Source organism: Ruegeria sp. BHSA118 (assembly GCF_059613405.1).
On the sequence record NZ_JBXWSM010000006.1, the window covers coordinates 35,501 to 50,365 of the forward strand.

Consider the following 14,865-nt stretch of genomic DNA (forward strand, 5'->3'; position numbering starts at 1 on the left):
GAATGGCGTATCCGGCGTGGGTGCCGGTTCGTTCTGGTGTTTGTTGAACCGGAGGTTCACTCTTGATGCTTCCGGTGGTGTCGGATGACTTCCTGAATGATGAAATTCAGGAAAGCCTTGGCGAAATCGGGGTCCAGATCGGCCTCAGTCGCCAGGTCTTCTAACCGTGCGATCTGCGCAGCTTCGCGCGTGGGATCGGACGGGGGAAGGTCGTGTTCGGCCTTGAGCTTGCCAACGGCCTGCGTGTGTTTGAACCGCTCGCCAAGCGTATAGACCAGGATCGCGTCCAGTCGGTCGATGCTTTCGCGATGCTCTTTCAACAGCGTGGCAGCCTGTGTCACGGGGTTGGTCATTGGCCGGTCCTTTCGGTGGTCAAGTCAATCTGCGGATGGCGCCAGATCTGAGCGTGCTTGCCCAGAAGTTCGGCATTCTCAAGCTCCAGTGTTGCACCAAGCCGTTCAGCCAAAGCGCGGGAACGATCATTTGCATGGGCGATGTATGAGATCACGCCGTTCAGGTCCTGATGCCGGGCGGCATGGTCACGCGCGGCCGATGCGGCTTCAAAGGCCAGCCCCTTACCTTCGGCTTCTTCCATCAGGGTCCAACCCAGTTCCGGTTCGGCCCAGCCCGGCACATAGATCATTCCGGCCCAGCCGACGAATGTGCTGCTGGCCTTTTCGGTCAGGTGCCACAGGCCATAACCCCGCAGCGCCCAGTGACCCAGCCGGTTCGACAGAGAGTTCCAGCTTTCCAGCGCGTCCTTGGGGCCGCCGACCATATGGCTGCGCTCGGTCGCGAAGAATGCGGTCATCGCGGGCAGATCATCCGGATGCGGCGCGCGCAGGGTCAGGCGTTCGGTTTCGATCGTGGGGATGGTGAAAGAGGTCATGCGTACGCCTCCATTCCACCATTCACCAGATCCGAGGGCGCCGGGTGCCGCCAGATTTCGGATTTTCCGAACTTGGGGTGGTCATAGTAATGTTCGAACTGCGCGCCCAGACGCTTGGCCACGGCCTTGCTGGCATGATTGTCCAGGTCGATCAGTGAGATCGCGGTTTCCCAGCCCAATACATCATAGGCGTAGGCGCGTGCAGTCAGCGCGGCCTCGGTCGCATAGCCCTTTCCGGTGGCGTGGTTCAACAGGGTCCAGCCAACCTCGGGTTCCGGCCAGCCTTCGGGAAACCAAAGCCCGATCCGCCCGACATAGGTGCCGGTGTCTTTTTCATCGACGCTCCAATACCCATAGCCGCGCAAGGCCCAGTGCCCCAGCAGCGAGGCGACCACCCGCCATACCTCATCCCTGCGCAGAGGGCCGCCGACGAACTTGGCCGCATCGCTTGCAAAGAAGGCAGTGTCCGCGTCGACATCGGCCTCGGACGGCGCGCGCAGGATCAGGCGTTCGGTTTCCAGCGTCGGGATCGGCATCGCGAATGTCATGCCTGCACCTCGCGGTAGCGCCAGACATGCTGGGTTGGTCCAAAGGCGCTTTCTGCATCGGCATCACGCGCTGCGCCCAGTCGTTGGGCAAGCGCGTTCGAACGGGCGTTGGATTGCGAGACATAGCTTACGAACTGCCCCGATCCGAGCAGGTCAAATCCGAAATCACGCACGGCGGCGCAAGCTTCGGTGGCATAGCCCTGCATCTGGTGTTCAGCGCCGAACATATAGCCAAGTTCCGGTTCGTGATCGTCCCATTCCAAGCCCAGGACAACGAAGCCAATGGCCTGGTCTTTTCCTTTGAGCGTGACCGTGAACAGGCCGTGACCATGCAATAGCCAGCCCGCAGTATAATAGGAAAACTCGGTCCAAGCTTCCTGCTCGGTATCGCCAAAGCTGTCCTTGCAGATCGAGGTCCAAACCGGCAGGTCGTCCAGAGTGGGCGCACGCAGAACCAGCCGCCGGGTCTGAATGACCGGCAGGGCCGCGCGATACTGCGCTGCTGCCATCGCCGCCTTTCCGGACGGGGGCTGGGTGCAGCGTGCTGGTGTCACTTTTTCTTTCCAAACCCGCTCAGCCCCGGGGGCAAGCCCATGCCACCGCCCAAACCGGGCAGGCCGCCGGGCATTTTGCCACCCATCGCCTTGGCCGCCTGTTCCAGCGCCTTGGGGTCCATGCCTGCGGCCATTTCCTCGGGGCTGGGGCCGCCCTTGCCGAACATGCCCTTCATGGCCTGTTTCAGCATCTTGCCTTTGCCCATCTTGCCCATCTTTTTCATCATGTCCGACATCTGTCGGTGCATCTTGAGCAGCTTGTTGAGGTCGCTGACTTCCATCCCGGAACCGGCGGCAATCCGTTTTTTACGGCTCGCCTGCAGCAGCTGCGGATTGGCGCGTTCGCGTTTGGTCATCGACTGGATCATGGCGATCTGCTGGCGCAGGATCTTGTCGTCCAGACCGGCCTGATCCATCTGCTTGGCCATCTTGTTCATGCCGGGCATCATGCCCATCATGCCCTGCATGCCGCCCATCTGGATCATCTGCTCCAGCTGCATTTTCAGGTCGTTCATATTGAACTGACCTTTGACCATGCGCTTCATCATGCGCTCGGTCTGTTCCATCTCCATCGTTTCCTGGGCCTTTTCGACCAGGGCAACAATGTCGCCCATGCCCAGAATACGACCGGCAATCCGGTCCGGTTCGAAGGTTTCGAGCGCATCCATCTTCTCGCCCAGACCGACAAAGCGGATCGGCTTGCCGGTGACCGCGCGCATCGACAGTGCCGCACCGCCACGGCCGTCACCGTCCATCCGGGTCAGAACCACGCCCGAGATGCCGACCTTGGCGTCGAACTCTTCGGCCACCTCAACAGCGACCTGACCAGTCAGGCCATCGACCACCAGCAGGGTTTCGCGCGGATCAACCGCGTTGCGAACCTGCTCGACCTCGTCCATCAGGACTTCGTCGATATGTAGACGGCCCGCGGTGTCGAGCATATAGACGTCATAACCACCCAGCGTCGCCTGCTGCTTGGCGCGTTTGGCGATGTCGACGGGCTTCTGGCCGGGAACGATCGGCAGCGTATCGACGCCAACCTGCGTGCCCAGAACCGCCAGCTGATCCATCGCCGCCGGGCGATAGACGTCGAGCGAGGCCATCAGGACCTTTTTGCCCTCTTTCTCTTTCAGACGTTTGGCGAGCTTACCGGTGGTGGTCGTCTTACCCGAGCCTTGCAAGCCGACCATCAGGATCGGGGCAGGCGGGTTGTCGATCTTCAGCTTACCGGGGTCTTCCTCGCCACGCAGGGTATCGACCAGCGCGTCATGCACGATCTTGACGACCTGCTGGCCGGGCGTGATCGACTTGGTCACCGCCTGGCCGGTCGCCTGTTCCTGTACCTTTTTGACGAAGGCGCGCGCCACCGGCAGCGAGACGTCTGCCTCAAGCAGGGCAACCCGAACCTCGCGCAGCGCGGTTTTGACGTCTTCCTCGGACAGCGCGCCTTGTTTGGTCAGCCGATCAAAGACGCCGGAAAGGCGTTCGGATAGATTTTCAAACATGCCTTCGGCCTCCTTAGCCGGTTTTCATTTGGCGCCCCTTAGATAGGGGCAGGCGGGTCAATGCACAAACGCCCCCACGGGCGAAACTCGCTGGTGGGGGGCGATCCCTGAACGACTCAAGGGACCGGAAGATCGAAAGGCTTCCGGATGTTGGGCGATCATCTACGCCTCTGGGCCGCGTGAGTCAAGATAAGCTATATGAGTGCCACATTGCGGGCTATTCTGCGTGAATGAAGCCGGGGGAGGGGGCAATGAAGAATGGTCTGCCGCGAAAGACGACCGACTATGTCGGCGAGGTCACCAACACCGATATCTGGTCTGGATTCGAGATACGGCCCAGCGACGTCTTTGTGTGCACACCGCCCAAATGCGGCACCACCTGGACGCAAACACTGGTGCGCATGCTCATCACCGAAACGGCCGACCCCGGCGTGTACGACAACAGGGTCTCACCGTGGCTTGATTGCAACTTTCGCGATCGGGTCGCGCAGGCGGATGAACTGAGCGCGCAAGGCCATCGGCGCTGTATCAAGACACATACCCCGCTTGATGGCATCGTGTTCTCGCCAAATGCGCAATATCTGGTTGTTCACCGCCATCCGGTTGACGTTCATTTTTCAATGCGCCGCCATGTCGAGAATATGAAGCATGACTGGCTTGATTACCTGTTCCCCGACGATCTGTCGGAAGCTTTCGACATGTTTTTGAACCGGCCCGCGTCGTCCAAGGGCACAGATGACCTGACGCTAAGATCGATCCTTCATCACTTCCATTCCTTTTGGATGTATCGAGACCTGCCCAATATCCATTTTCTGCACTATGCCGAGCTCAGCCGGGATCTTACAGGACAGGTCGCGCGGCTTGCACGGATCATGGACATCGAAATTGACCCGGACCTGGTCAAGGACATAGCCGAGGCCGGCAGTTTCGGATCGATGAAGAACAATGCCATGCGTCTGGAGCAAACCCCCGGATTCACCAGTGGTTTTCACGACTATGCGCGGTTCTTCTCCTCGGGCACAAGCAACAAGTGGGAAGGCAAGCTGACCGAGCAGGACATGGCACGATATGACGCCTGCATGTCCCGGCTGGTTTCACCCGAAGAACGCTTGTGGCTGGAACGCGGCCTGGCGTCTTAATTCGCCCCGACGTCACGACGGTCTTGGTCAGGCTTCGATGGAAGCCAGTCATTCACCGCCTCGGCCAACCGGTGAGAGCCGGAGCCGCTGGAAAACGCTTCGACAATCGGATGGCGACCCGCACTCATGCCTTTCTCAAGAACAAGGACCGGGCGATACAGCGTCGAGTTGCCGTTTTTGCCACGGGATGTCGTGCTTTCGATTTCTGCGTGGGACAGGTTGGACAATTTGTGTTCAACCACTTCATAACCGAAAACGGATTGGCGGCGGATCAGTATACTGTCCTTGTTCCGATCCAAAATGACCTGAACCCGTCTTACGAAAACACAAAACGCACCAAACCCAAGACCGCCTCCGCCAAGGGCGAAGATCAGGCCGAACCAGATGCCTTCGCCGCCCGTGCTCATCAGAAAAATACCGGGGCCGACAAAGGCCAGAATGAAAATGATCAGCGTGATACCGATGAACCAGGGCGTATTGGCGATGATCAGTTGGTTCGGGGTGTCTCGGGTCACTTTCATGGCGGTACGCTAGCACCGTTCCAACACCCCGTTCCAGTTTGATTTTAAACCGTCTTGCGTGAAAACAGGTTGAAACGCGCAGGGCCAGGACAGCACCGTCCTTGATCTCGGGCAGTGTGGTTGGCGGGGGCAAGGCCATGCTCGGCAAGCCAGACGCTGACTGCGCCAGTGAGATGCGCGCGATTTTCATTCGGGCGGGTATCACTCGGGCAATTGTATGTCTCGCGCTTGAATTCCAAGCTTTGTTGCGCGATGAGCAATCCCAAAAAACGAGGACTTCATGGACGCTACATCAACCTTTCAGGACACGTTGCCGCTGAGTTCGGACGCATTGCTGGCGCAGATGGGAGATTGGGGGCTGACCTATCGCCTGCATACCCATCTGCCGTTGCGTACGGTCGAGGATGCAAAGGCGGTCGAAGACCAGTTCATGACACCCGGAGAGAACGCGCTGCGGGTCAAGAACCTGTATCTGCGCGACAAGAAAAAGCGCAACTATCTGGTGACTTTGGAGCAAAGTCGCGAGATTGATCTCAAAGCTTTGGGGGCTGAGTTGGGCATTGGCAACCTGTCCTTCGGCTCGGCGGACCGGCTGTTTCAGAACCTGGGCATACGCCCCGGCGCGGTCAGCCCGCTGGCGATGATCAACGGTGTTCAGAATGATGTCAGGTTCTTCATGGATGCGGCGGCGCAGCAGGCCGAATTGATTTACATGCACCCCCTTGTCAACGACCGCACCGTGGCCCTGCCGCGGGCCGACATGATGGCCTTTTTCGATCGCATCGGCTGCGCGGTCACTTGGTTGCCCTGATTACATCAGCGCCTCTTTCAATGCGGCGGCAACATGCGCGGCTGACGGGTTGACGAACAGATGCCCGTCAGCTTCGAACACCGGATCGTCCAGGTGGTTCGGGAAAGCCAGTGGAAGCTCGGTACAGGCCAGCAGGATCGCGGTTCCGGGGCTGGCGTGCTTGTCGCAAAACGCCAACAGTCGGGCGCGGGCCGTGTCGGTTGCACCACCATAGAAATCACTGTCGATCATGGCCTGCATCTGGGAAATCTCGGGTTCGGGCAACCGTTCATTCGCGGCAATGCCTTCGGCGGCCAAACGTTTCGCATAGTTGGTGGCCTGCATCGTCACTGTTGTTCCAAGGACCAGAGCCCGTGATGCGCCGGTACCTGCCGTCGCCTCGGCGGTTGCGTCAAAGATGCTGAGAATCGGCATCGAGACACCCTGCCGTATCGCGTGAAGCCGCGCATGAGGGGTGTTGGACGCGATAATGCCAAAATCGCAGCCGGCATGTTCCAGAGTCAGCAGGGCGTCGCGGAACACCGCGTCAAAACCCGCCCAGCTTGCCTCATCACCGGCGACGCCGCGCAGGGCGCGCGTTCTGGCCTGCGTAACGGATTCGATGGTCATCGGTGGGATCGGCAAAGGCGAACCATGGCCGCGTTCCGCGTGATAACGCCCGGCCCCTTCGGCAATCGCCCGGTAGTAATCGACGGTCGAGGCCCAGCCCACACCGCCCAGAATGCCGATTTTCTTCATGTGGCCCATCCAGTCTGCCTGTTTGCTATCTGGCAGACTGGACGTTTCCATGCTCGTTGGCCAGAGGCGATCAGGCTGCAAGCTCCGCAACGGCCTTGTGGGCATTTTCCAACGCCGCATCCGGGTTCACGGCCATCTGGTCCGCGGCAATGACATCGACGTCATGAATGCCGATGAAACCCAGAACGTGGCGCGCGTAATTGGTGGCGAAATCCGCTTCGGATCCGACAGGAACACCGCCCGATGCGATGGCCAGAATGGCACGTTTCCCTTCCAGCAGGCCTTTGGGGCCGTTTTCCGTGTAGGAAAAGGTCAGGCCCGCGCGCGCCACGAGGTCGATCCAGGCCTTGAATGCGGCAGGCACCGAAAAGTTGTAGATCGGCAGGCCGATGACGATGGTGTCGGCGTCTTGCAGTTCGGAAACCAGTTCGTCCGACAGGGTCAGCCGGTCGCGTTGTACATCGTCGCGCTGCTCGGCGGGGGTGAAATTGGCGGCAATCCAGTCTTCTGTCAGCAAGGGCAGGGGGGTGGCCAGATCGCGGCGGATGATGCGGTCTGCGCCCAGTTGCTTGACCACACGGTCAGACAGATCGCGCGTGGTCGAGTTCACGCGGCGGGCGGATGAGTCGATGTGAAGGATCGTTTTGGTCATTGTTTTGGTCCTTTCGGTCAGGGGAATATTGTTCTGCGCCCAATATGATTATTGCGTTGGTGAACAAAACTCGGATACATCAACAGTTATTGTTGGAAATTGCACAGTGACGACATTGCCATGGATAATTGGGATGAAGTGAGAACCGCCTATCAGGTGGCACGCATGGGGACGGTCAGCGGCGCGGCAGAGGTTCTGGGCGTTCACCACGCCACCGTGATCCGTCACATTGATGCGATCGAGGCGCGATTGGGGGTCAAACTATTTCAGCGCCACGCGCGTGGGTATACGCCGACCGAAGCAGGTGACGATCTGCTGCGTGTGGCGCAGGCGACCGAAGATCAGTTCAATCAGCTTGTCGGCCGGATGAAGGGTCGCGGAGACGATGTCTCGGGTGAGTTGGTCGTGACTTCCCTGGGGTCGCTTGCACCGTTGGTGGTGCCCACGCTCACCGCGTTTCAAAAGATGCATCCGGACCTGATCGTGCGATACCTGACGGGCGACCGGCTGTTCCGGCTGGAATACGGTGAGGCGCATGTGGCGATCCGCGCCGGATCGGCCCCCGACCAACCTGACAATGTTGTCCAGCCTTTCCGGCAACAGGAGGTTGGTCTTTATGCCAGCACTTCGTACATCGAACGGTTCGGCAAACCATCCGGAATCGAGGATTTTGCGCGCCATCACTTCGTAAGTTCCGACGATGAGACCAGCCGCGCGCCGTTCACACGCTGGCTGCGCGCGACGGTACCCGCCGATCGCATTACCTTCCGCTGTACCAACAACTTCTGCATGCGCGAGGCCGTTCTGGCCGGTGCCGGCATCGGCTTCATGGCCCGTTGGGAGGCTGCCCGCCATGAAAATTTGGTCGAGGTGATTGATCCGCTGCCGGAATGGTTCGGCAATCTGTGGCTGGTGACCCACGTGGATTTGCACCGCACTACCAAGGTACAGGCGTTCCTGAGCTTTCTGAAAGAAGAAGCCAAAGGCTGGCAGCCATGAGCCCGCAGACGCGTGGCCATCTGGCCATGCTTGCCTTCTCAGCCCTTGTGGCAGGCAGCTTTTCGCTGGGGGCCATGATCGCCAACGAAATCGCACCAGCCGCGTTGAACGCGGTTCGCTTTGCCATTGCCGCTGCCGTGATTGGTTTGGCCGCACTGGCGACAACCGGCCTGCCGCGCAGCGCCGCGCAGGCCCCTTGGCGCTATCTCGTGCTCGGGGCTTTGTTCGCCACCTATTTCGTCCTGATGTTCTATGGCTTGCAAACCGCCCCACCTGTCAGTGCGGCAGCGGTGTTCACCCTGACACCAGTTGTCTCTGCCATGGCGGGGTGGGTCTTGTTGCGCCAGATCACGACTCCGCGCATGGCGCTGGCCCTGACCATTGGCGCTGTGGGGGCGCTTTGGGTGATTTTTCGGGCCGACTGGCAAATGTTCCGCGCCTTTGAAATCGGTGGCGGCGAAATCATCTATTTCTGGGGCTGCGTCGCCCATGCGATCTATACGCCCATGATACGCAAGCTGAACCGAGGAGAGCCCGCCGTGGTGTTCACCTTCGGTACGCTGGTTGCCGGGTGTCTGTTGCTGGTCGTGTTTGGCTGGTCCGACCTGATGGCGACCGATTGGGCCGGGCTTCCGGCTATTGTCTGGATCGGGCTGTTCTACATTTCGATCTTTGCAACGGCAGCCAGCTTCGTGCTGGTGCAGTTTTCTTCCCTGCGGCTGCCGTCGGCCAAGGTCATGGCCTATACCTACCTGGTTCCCAGCTGGGTCATTCTGTGGGAGATCGCGCTGGGCAAAGGTGTGCCAACCGGTTTGATCCTGGGTGGTGTGGCGCTGACAATCATCGCCCTGGTGATGTTGTTGAAAGAGGAAGTTCCGCCCTCGGTGCCTGTTCGCCGCGCCGTGGAATAAGCCACATCTTCGCTGGAAAAACCCCGGCAGATCCAAGATGCATTCCAGCGGTGGAATTTGTTGAGCCAGATCAAGGCGCCCCTGTGGGCCCTTCCATAACCTCATTGGCAGGCAAATGGAGGAGATCATGTTCAAACATATCATGTTGCCGATTGACCGGCATCTACCAACCGAAGTTCGCAAAGCAGCCGAAGTTGCCGGGCAAGTTGCAAAATGGCAGGGGGCCAAAATCACTCTGGTCAGCGTCACCGGGGCCCATATGGGTGAATCCTCGGAAACCGAGGCCGAGATCGACAAGGAATTGGCGGAGTTCACCGAACAGTTGGCCGCTGAAAGTGGATCAGACGTTTCCGTGCGCAAAATCCACTCGGTCGACGTTGCCGCAGAGGTGGACAGCGATCTGACCCGCGCTGCCGAGGAGATCGGCGCAGATCTGGTCATTGTCGGCACCCACGCGCCGCGGATCACCGACTACATTTTTTCCAGCCACGCCGGGTATCTGGCAAAACACGCAAGCATGTCTGTCTTCGTGGTGCGCTAGGCCTCGCCCGACTTCGGCAGTTCAGCTTCCAGAAACCGTTCGAACGCGTCCAGATTGACGGGCTCGAATTGTCCGAACCCCTGCATCCAGACCGAAGCGGCGCGCAAGGCGTCAGGTTCTAGCTTGCACCATTTTACCCGCCCGCGTTTTTCCTGACTGATCAGACCAGCCTTGGTCAGTATGACCAGGTGTTTGGAGATTGCGGCCAGCGACATCTCGAACGGTTCTGCCACATCCGTCACCGCCATGTCATCCTCCAGCAGCATCGCCAGAATGGCGCGGCGGGTGGGGTCGGCGAGGGCTGCAAAGACGGTGTCGAGATCGTTGGACATGCGTCCGCTCAACCATAGCCGCCGGGATTGGTCAACCATTTGGTTGAATATGCAGATTCAGGGCTTTGGCGGCGCAATGGGGGCCATCGAAACGATTGGCACGCCCCAGAGCTTCTGCAAAACATAAAAATAACAATGCTTTAACCTGCGTCAATGAGGGCCTTCAAGGTCGTTGACTCTGTGCGCTTCGCGCCTTAGCACCATGCCCAAGATTGTACGAGGGAAACGCCCGTGACCGATGATGACCAAAAGCAGCGTATGGCGCAGCTTGAGGCCAAGATCGAAGCGGCGAAGAAGGCCAAAGCGCCAAAGCCCCGTGCAGATGCTGACGTGTCCGGGGGCGAGCTTGCCTGGAGGATGGTCATCGAAATGGTATCCGGTCTGGGGATCGGATTTGGCATCGGATACGGGCTGGACAGCCTGCTCGGGACGATCCCGATCTTTCTGGTGCTGTTCACATTGCTGGGCCTTGTCGCGGGCGTGAAGGTTATGCTCCGCAGCGCTAAAGAGGTTCAAGATAAACAAGCGGCCTCAACACAGGCCGAGCAGGACGAGAGGGACTGAACGTGGCAAGCGAGACCACCGCAGCACACGGCGCCGAAGGCGCAGACCACGCAGCAGAAGGCAGCAGCCTGGTATTCCATCCGATGGATCAGTTCATCGTCAAGCCGCTGTTCGGCGACGGTGCCGTTGGCATGTTCACGGTCACCAACGTGACCCTGTGGTTGTTCTTTGCGGTGCTGGCCATAATTGCCCTGCTGGTGCTGCCCACTTCGAAACGCGCCATCGTTCCGACCCGTATGCAGTCGGTGGCCGAGCTGGCCTATGGTTTCATCTACAAAATGCTGGAAGACATCTGTGGCAAGGAAGGCGTGAAGTACTTCCCCTATGTCATGACCCTGTTCATGTTCATCGTCTGCGCAAACTTCCTGGGCCTGATCCCGACTTCGTTCACCACCACGTCGCATTTCGCCGTGACCATCCCGCTGGCGCTGGCCGTGTTCCTGACCGTGACCGTGCTGGGTTTCGTCAAGAACGGCGCAGGCTTCCTCGGTCTGTTCTGGGTCTCAAGCGCGCCGCTGGCGCTGCGCCCGATCCTGGCGATCATCGAGCTGATCTCGTACTTCGTACGTCCCGTCAGCCACTCCATCCGTCTTGCCGGTAACGTCATGGCAGGCCACGCGGTTATCAAGGTTTTTGCAGGCTTCGCCGCGATTGCCGTGATCTCGCCCGTGTCGGTTCTGGCGATCACCGCAATGTATGGTCTTGAGGTCCTGGTGGCCTTCATTCAGGCCTACGTATTCACCATTCTGACCTGTGTTTATCTGAAAGATGCGCTGCATCCTTCGCACTAAGGTCCGATACCCCAACATCGAAACTTCCAATTCGTAAGGAGATACATCATGGAAGGCGATCTCGCACACATCGGCGCAGGCCTGGCAGCAATCGGTTCCGGCGCAGCCGCAATCGGGGTGGGCAACGTGGCAGGCAACTTCCTGGCCGGCGCCCTGCGCAACCCTTCGGCGGCTGCATCGCAGACCGCAACCCTGTTCATCGGTATCGCATTCGCAGAAGCGCTGGGCATCTTCGCATTCCTGGTCTCGCTGCTGCTGATGTTCGCCGTCTGATCTGCGGAACCTGATCCTTACGCGCAGGTGGGCCCAAGCCATAGCGGCCCACCTGTTGTAAAGACAACGTTCCGACGGAGGACATCATGGCGACTGAACCCATTAGCGAAGAAGTGGTTGGCTCGTGCGTCGACTCGCATGGCTCTGCCATCGGGATGCCGCAGCTCTGCTTCGATTGGTTCCCCAACCAGATTTTCTGGCTGGTCATTACGCTGGTCGTCATCTTTCTGGTCCTGTCCCGCGTGGCTTTGCCGCGTATCGCGGCAATCCTGGCTGAACGTCAGGGGACCATTACAAATGACCTGGCTGCGGCCGAAGATCTGAAGGCCAAGGCGGTCGAGGCCGAAGAGGCCTATAACAAGGCGCTGGTCGATGCCCGTGCCGAAGCGCAGCGTATCGCTGCCGAAGCACGCGCTGAAATTCAGGCTGGACTGGATGACGCAATTGCCAAGGCGGATGCGGAAATCGCTGCCAAGGCGGCTGAATCGGAAAAGGCAATTGCCGAAATCCGTGCCGGTGCGCTGGAAAGCATTCAAGTGGTTGCCAAGGATACGGCGGCTGAACTGGTCACCGTACTGGGCGGCGAGGCAGATGCCAAAGCCATCGACAGTGCAGTAGACGCACAGACGAAAGGATAAGTGACATGCGGAACACTCTTGCCCTTATCCTGACCGCTGGTGCCGCCAGCCCCGCGCTGGCCGCAAGCGGCCCGTTCTTCTCGCTTGGCAATACCGACTTTGTCGTCCTTCTGGGCTTCATCGTCTTCATCGCGGTCCTGTTCTACTTCAAGGTCCCCGGTATGATCGGTGGTGCGCTGGACAAACGTGCCGAAGGCATCAAATCCGAGTTGGACGAAGCCCGCGCCCTGCATGAAGAGGCCCGCAGTTTGCTGGCCTCGTACGAGCGCAAGCAGCGTGAAGTTCAGGGGCAGGCCGATGCGATCGTCGCGGCAGCGAAGGAAGACGCGGCCTTGGCGGCAGAACAGGCGAAAGCTGACTTGGAAAAGTCGATCGAGCGTCGCCTGGCCGCAGCTCAGGACCAGATCGCTTCGGCCGAAGCGTCTGCACTGAAAGAAGTGCGTGATCAGGCCGTAACGGTTGCGGTTTCGGCGGCCAGCTCGGTTCTGGCAAAGCAAATGACCGCAGCGCAGGCCAACAAGCTGATCGATGCATCGATTGCAGACGTGGATGCCAAGCTGCACTGACGGGTGACCCCGACAGACACGTGATACAGACGACCCGAGAGCTTTTGGCTGTCGGGTCTTTTGTTTTTGTCGTGCTTCTGTTTCTGTTGTTTCAAACACTCCGAATCCTACGACCTGCCGGGGATCAGGTTGATAGGAGCGCCCTGATGGGGGCGTGAAAACAACAGGGAAAGACAGGCGGTGTCAGGCAACGCAGTTTCGATGAATATTGTCGGCGTCGTCCGAAATGGCGGGTCGGCGCTGATCGACACGATCAACAGGATCGAAAACCTGTCTGCGCAGTTGCACCGGTTCACCGTCACCATTGCCACGAACGACAACACGGACGGTACGGATCAGGTGTTGTCCGACTATGCGGGTCATAGCCGGCATGTCGATATCATGCGACTGGATGGTCTTGCGTCAGAATTGCCAAACCGGGTCGAGCGTATCACGGCGGCCAGAAATGCCGTTCTCAAAAAACTCGAGGATCAGGACACGGACCTTGAGTTGACGCTGGTGTTGGATCTGGATGGTCCGAATACCTGCCTGGATGCCCAGGCGGTTCTGACAGCAGCGCAGCGGGTCGCCCCGTTGTGGGAGGGCGTTTTCGCCAATCCCAAACCAGCATATGACGATATCTACGCCCTGCGTTGTTCGGGTTGGTGTGATGAAGACGTGTGGCAACGCATTCAAAGCACGCGCCGGCCGCTGTTCGGGCGTCGCAAGTGGCGCCGGTCCGTCATGAAGTCCGCTGTTTTCGACCGCCAGTTTCACATTCCTGCCGATACGCCCCTGATCCCGGTCGACAGCGCATTCGGCGGTGCCGGGTTGTACAAATCCCGCGCGCTGCGAGGGTTGCGCTATTCTTGCCGGGACGAAAAAGGCCAACAGGTGTGCGAACATGTAATGCTGCACAAACGTCTGAGAGATCGCGGCGCAAGGCTATTCATCGACCCGGCGCTGACGACACTGGCCGCCGAGAACCGTCTGGGAGAAGGCAGCGGCGCGCCGTTCCCCCGACATCTGCTGCCAGCCGCGTCAGGCGCTGCCTAGTCCCTGCCTTGCCCTGCCGTCTGCAAATTCCGAACCGCACTCAGCCCCGCCCGGTTTCGTGTTGCAGCCTTTGTTGCGCAACAGCTTCGTTCCGATCGGCCTTTTGCTGGTCCGCCATGCAGCGTTCCACAAAATCCAAATGGCGCTCGATTGCATTTCGGGCGGCCAGAGGATCACGCTCTTGCAGAGCCGCGTTGATGGCGCGGTGCTGATCCAGGATGGCCTCGCGGGTGGCGAGCTGACGGAACATGGTCTGACGATTGTAGAACACGCCCTGCACCAGAAGGTCATACATCGACCGCATCATGTGCAGCATCACCACATTGTGGCTGGCTTCGATGATGGCCATGTGGAATTCGGCGTCCAGCTGCGCCTCGTCATTCGCAGCGTTTCGGTTATGGGCCGCCTGCATCTTGTCAAAGATTGCCTGAACGACCTTCAGGTCGCTGTCTGACCCCAGGCGCGCGGCCCGTTCTGCCGCCAGCCCTTCCATGTCGCGGCGAAAGGACAGGTAATCGAATACGGCTTCCTCGTGGCTGCCGAACAATCGGATCAGCGCAGGTGAAAAGGCCGAGCCCAAAACCTCGGCCACATAGATCCCGGATCCGGCTTTTGTTGTCAGCAACCCCTGTTCCTGAAGCTCGGACACTGCATCGCGCAGGGACGGGCGCGACACACCCATCCGTTCGGCCAACTCACGCTCGGGCGGCAGGCGCTCACCGGGGCGCAGGATGCCGCGCAGGATCAACAGTTCGATCTGGCGAACGACCGCAAGCGACAGTTTTTCCGTCTGAACTTTTTGAAAAGGCATGATCCGTTCCGAAATTGGTCAACTCATTTGACCATGGACCGGGGGGC

General features: G+C 59.4%; 21 protein-coding genes. 11 read left to right on the plus strand and 10 right to left on the minus strand.

From position 1 onward, the window contains the following. Positions 1-56 precede the first annotated feature (56 nt). The 5 genes from AC2FNN_RS03300 to ffh are packed head-to-tail and all read right to left on the minus strand — an operon-like array spanning position 57 to position 3,496. Positions 57-353 carry a chorismate mutase gene (locus tag AC2FNN_RS03300; RefSeq protein WP_496756568.1) on the minus strand — a complete coding sequence of 99 codons (297 nt, stop codon included), beginning with the start codon at positions 351-353 and terminating at the stop codon, positions 57-59. Further along, positions 350-889 (minus strand): GNAT family N-acetyltransferase, encoded by a 540-nt coding sequence (locus AC2FNN_RS03305; protein ID WP_496756569.1) that lies wholly within the window; start codon positions 887-889, stop codon positions 350-352. Before AC2FNN_RS03305 ends, AC2FNN_RS03300 begins: the two co-directional genes overlap by 4 nt. After that, on the minus strand, positions 886-1,437 hold the full coding sequence (locus AC2FNN_RS03310) for a GNAT family N-acetyltransferase (protein WP_496756570.1): 552 nt from the start codon (positions 1,435-1,437) through the stop codon (positions 886-888). The genes AC2FNN_RS03305 and AC2FNN_RS03310 overlap by 4 nt, the downstream gene beginning before the upstream one ends. Beyond that, on the minus strand, positions 1,434-1,991 hold the full coding sequence (locus tag AC2FNN_RS03315) for a GNAT family N-acetyltransferase (RefSeq protein WP_496756571.1): 558 nt from the start codon (positions 1,989-1,991) through the stop codon (positions 1,434-1,436). The genes AC2FNN_RS03310 and AC2FNN_RS03315 overlap by 4 nt, the downstream gene beginning before the upstream one ends. Next, positions 1,988-3,496 carry a signal recognition particle protein gene (gene ffh / locus AC2FNN_RS03320; protein ID WP_496756572.1) on the minus strand — a complete coding sequence of 503 codons (1,509 nt, stop codon included), beginning with the start codon at positions 3,494-3,496 and terminating at the stop codon, positions 1,988-1,990. Before ffh ends, AC2FNN_RS03315 begins: the two co-directional genes overlap by 4 nt. A gap of 251 nt (positions 3,497-3,747) precedes the next feature. Here ffh and AC2FNN_RS03325 point away from each other — a divergent pair, with 251 nt between their 5' ends. Next, positions 3,748-4,635, plus strand: coding sequence for a sulfotransferase domain-containing protein (locus AC2FNN_RS03325; RefSeq protein ID WP_496756573.1), 888 nt, complete (start codon positions 3,748-3,750; stop codon positions 4,633-4,635). Here the strand turns inward: AC2FNN_RS03325 and AC2FNN_RS03330 are convergent. Beyond that, positions 4,632-5,156, minus strand: coding sequence for a hypothetical protein (locus AC2FNN_RS03330; protein ID WP_496756575.1), 525 nt, complete (start codon positions 5,154-5,156; stop codon positions 4,632-4,634). The two genes, AC2FNN_RS03325 and AC2FNN_RS03330, sit on opposite strands and share 4 nt — an antisense overlap. Positions 5,157-5,436: 280 nt before the next feature. Between AC2FNN_RS03330 and AC2FNN_RS03335 the strand changes: the two genes are divergently transcribed. Beyond that, positions 5,437-5,967, plus strand: coding sequence for a prolyl-tRNA synthetase associated domain-containing protein (locus AC2FNN_RS03335; RefSeq protein WP_496756576.1), 531 nt, complete (start codon positions 5,437-5,439; stop codon positions 5,965-5,967). On the opposite strand, the gene AC2FNN_RS03340 is transcribed toward AC2FNN_RS03335, so the two are convergent. Together AC2FNN_RS03340 and AC2FNN_RS03345 are read right to left on the minus strand one after the other, a co-directional pair. Continuing rightward, positions 5,968-6,705, minus strand: coding sequence for an aspartate/glutamate racemase family protein (locus AC2FNN_RS03340; RefSeq protein ID WP_496756577.1), 738 nt, complete (start codon positions 6,703-6,705; stop codon positions 5,968-5,970). It abuts the gene before it with no gap. Between the two features lie 70 nt (positions 6,706-6,775). Further along, positions 6,776-7,357: an FMN-dependent NADH-azoreductase gene (locus AC2FNN_RS03345; RefSeq protein WP_496756578.1), complete on the minus strand. Its 582-nt coding sequence runs from the start codon at positions 7,355-7,357 to the stop codon at positions 6,776-6,778. A 120-nt stretch (positions 7,358-7,477) separates the two neighbouring features. Here AC2FNN_RS03345 and AC2FNN_RS03350 point away from each other — a divergent pair, with 120 nt between their 5' ends. From AC2FNN_RS03350 to AC2FNN_RS03360, 3 genes are all read left to right on the plus strand, one after another. Continuing rightward, complete coding sequence (locus tag AC2FNN_RS03350; protein ID WP_496756579.1) at positions 7,478-8,356, plus strand: LysR family transcriptional regulator; 879 nt, start codon at positions 7,478-7,480, stop codon at positions 8,354-8,356. After that, complete coding sequence (locus AC2FNN_RS03355) at positions 8,353-9,267, plus strand: DMT family transporter (protein WP_496756581.1); 915 nt, start codon at positions 8,353-8,355, stop codon at positions 9,265-9,267. Before AC2FNN_RS03350 ends, AC2FNN_RS03355 begins: the two co-directional genes overlap by 4 nt. Positions 9,268-9,394: 127 nt before the next feature. Next, positions 9,395-9,808: a universal stress protein gene (locus AC2FNN_RS03360; RefSeq protein ID WP_496756582.1), complete on the plus strand. Its 414-nt coding sequence runs from the start codon at positions 9,395-9,397 to the stop codon at positions 9,806-9,808. On the opposite strand, the gene AC2FNN_RS03365 is transcribed toward AC2FNN_RS03360, so the two are convergent. Next, positions 9,805-10,140 (minus strand): ArsR/SmtB family transcription factor, encoded by a 336-nt coding sequence (locus AC2FNN_RS03365; RefSeq protein ID WP_170344797.1) that lies wholly within the window; start codon positions 10,138-10,140, stop codon positions 9,805-9,807. The two genes, AC2FNN_RS03360 and AC2FNN_RS03365, sit on opposite strands and share 4 nt — an antisense overlap. Positions 10,141-10,371: 231 nt before the next feature. On the opposite strand from AC2FNN_RS03365, the gene AC2FNN_RS03370 reads away from it, so the two are divergent. From AC2FNN_RS03370 to AC2FNN_RS03395, 6 genes are all read left to right on the plus strand, one after another. Next, a complete protein-coding gene (locus AC2FNN_RS03370; RefSeq protein ID WP_496756585.1) occupies positions 10,372-10,704 on the plus strand; it encodes an AtpZ/AtpI family protein in 333 nt (110 codons plus the stop codon). Between the two features lie 2 nt (positions 10,705-10,706). Beyond that, complete coding sequence (locus AC2FNN_RS03375) at positions 10,707-11,495, plus strand: F0F1 ATP synthase subunit A (protein WP_496756586.1); 789 nt, start codon at positions 10,707-10,709, stop codon at positions 11,493-11,495. 48 nt (positions 11,496-11,543) lie between these two features. Then, on the plus strand, positions 11,544-11,768 hold the full coding sequence (locus AC2FNN_RS03380; protein ID WP_005981269.1) for a F0F1 ATP synthase subunit C: 225 nt from the start codon (positions 11,544-11,546) through the stop codon (positions 11,766-11,768). Positions 11,769-11,854: 86 nt separating this feature from the next. Next, entirely contained in the window at positions 11,855-12,406 is a 552-nt protein-coding gene (locus AC2FNN_RS03385) for a F0F1 ATP synthase subunit B' (protein WP_496756587.1), read from the plus strand. 5 nt (positions 12,407-12,411) lie between these two features. Then, entirely contained in the window at positions 12,412-12,972 is a 561-nt protein-coding gene (locus AC2FNN_RS03390; RefSeq protein WP_496756589.1) for a F0F1 ATP synthase subunit B, read from the plus strand. Positions 12,973-13,173: 201 nt separating this feature from the next. Continuing rightward, positions 13,174-14,007, plus strand: a complete 834-nt coding sequence (locus AC2FNN_RS03395; RefSeq protein WP_496756590.1) for a hypothetical protein — start codon at positions 13,174-13,176, stop codon at positions 14,005-14,007. Between the two features lie 40 nt (positions 14,008-14,047). Here AC2FNN_RS03395 and AC2FNN_RS03400 read toward each other — a convergent pair whose 3' ends face one another. Continuing rightward, positions 14,048-14,818 (minus strand): FadR/GntR family transcriptional regulator, encoded by a 771-nt coding sequence (locus tag AC2FNN_RS03400; RefSeq protein WP_496756592.1) that lies wholly within the window; start codon positions 14,816-14,818, stop codon positions 14,048-14,050. Positions 14,819-14,865 lie beyond the last annotated feature (47 nt).

What these genes read in the sequence shown, in the direction of transcription:
- AC2FNN_RS03300 (WP_496756568.1), bottom strand. Translation starts at nt 353, where the DNA reads ATGACCAACCCCGTGACACAGGCTGCCACGCTGTTGAAAGAGCATCGC.
- AC2FNN_RS03305 (WP_496756569.1), bottom strand. Translation starts at nt 889, where the DNA reads ATGACCTCTTTCACCATCCCCACGATCGAAACCGAACGCCTGACCCTG.
- AC2FNN_RS03310 (WP_496756570.1), bottom strand. Translation starts at nt 1,437, where the DNA reads ATGACATTCGCGATGCCGATCCCGACGCTGGAAACCGAACGCCTGATC.
- ffh (WP_496756572.1), bottom strand. Translation starts at nt 3,496, where the DNA reads ATGTTTGAAAATCTATCCGAACGCCTTTCCGGCGTCTTTGATCGGCTG.
- AC2FNN_RS03325 (WP_496756573.1), top strand. Translation starts at nt 3,748, where the DNA reads ATGAAGAATGGTCTGCCGCGAAAGACGACCGACTATGTCGGCGAGGTC.
- AC2FNN_RS03330 (WP_496756575.1), bottom strand. Translation starts at nt 5,156, where the DNA reads ATGAAAGTGACCCGAGACACCCCGAACCAACTGATCATCGCCAATACG.
- AC2FNN_RS03335 (WP_496756576.1), top strand. Translation starts at nt 5,437, where the DNA reads ATGGACGCTACATCAACCTTTCAGGACACGTTGCCGCTGAGTTCGGAC.
- AC2FNN_RS03340 (WP_496756577.1), bottom strand. Translation starts at nt 6,705, where the DNA reads ATGAAGAAAATCGGCATTCTGGGCGGTGTGGGCTGGGCCTCGACCGTC.
- AC2FNN_RS03345 (WP_496756578.1), bottom strand. Translation starts at nt 7,357, where the DNA reads ATGACCAAAACGATCCTTCACATCGACTCATCCGCCCGCCGCGTGAAC.
- AC2FNN_RS03350 (WP_496756579.1), top strand. Translation starts at nt 7,478, where the DNA reads ATGGATAATTGGGATGAAGTGAGAACCGCCTATCAGGTGGCACGCATG.
- AC2FNN_RS03355 (WP_496756581.1), top strand. Translation starts at nt 8,353, where the DNA reads ATGAGCCCGCAGACGCGTGGCCATCTGGCCATGCTTGCCTTCTCAGCC.
- AC2FNN_RS03360 (WP_496756582.1), top strand. Translation starts at nt 9,395, where the DNA reads ATGTTCAAACATATCATGTTGCCGATTGACCGGCATCTACCAACCGAA.
- AC2FNN_RS03365 (WP_170344797.1), bottom strand. Translation starts at nt 10,140, where the DNA reads ATGTCCAACGATCTCGACACCGTCTTTGCAGCCCTCGCCGACCCCACC.
- AC2FNN_RS03380 (WP_005981269.1), top strand. Translation starts at nt 11,544, where the DNA reads ATGGAAGGCGATCTCGCACACATCGGCGCAGGCCTGGCAGCAATCGGT.
- AC2FNN_RS03385 (WP_496756587.1), top strand. Translation starts at nt 11,855, where the DNA reads ATGGCGACTGAACCCATTAGCGAAGAAGTGGTTGGCTCGTGCGTCGAC.
- AC2FNN_RS03390 (WP_496756589.1), top strand. Translation starts at nt 12,412, where the DNA reads ATGCGGAACACTCTTGCCCTTATCCTGACCGCTGGTGCCGCCAGCCCC.
- AC2FNN_RS03395 (WP_496756590.1), top strand. Translation starts at nt 13,174, where the DNA reads ATGAATATTGTCGGCGTCGTCCGAAATGGCGGGTCGGCGCTGATCGAC.
- AC2FNN_RS03400 (WP_496756592.1), bottom strand. Translation starts at nt 14,818, where the DNA reads ATGCCTTTTCAAAAAGTTCAGACGGAAAAACTGTCGCTTGCGGTCGTT.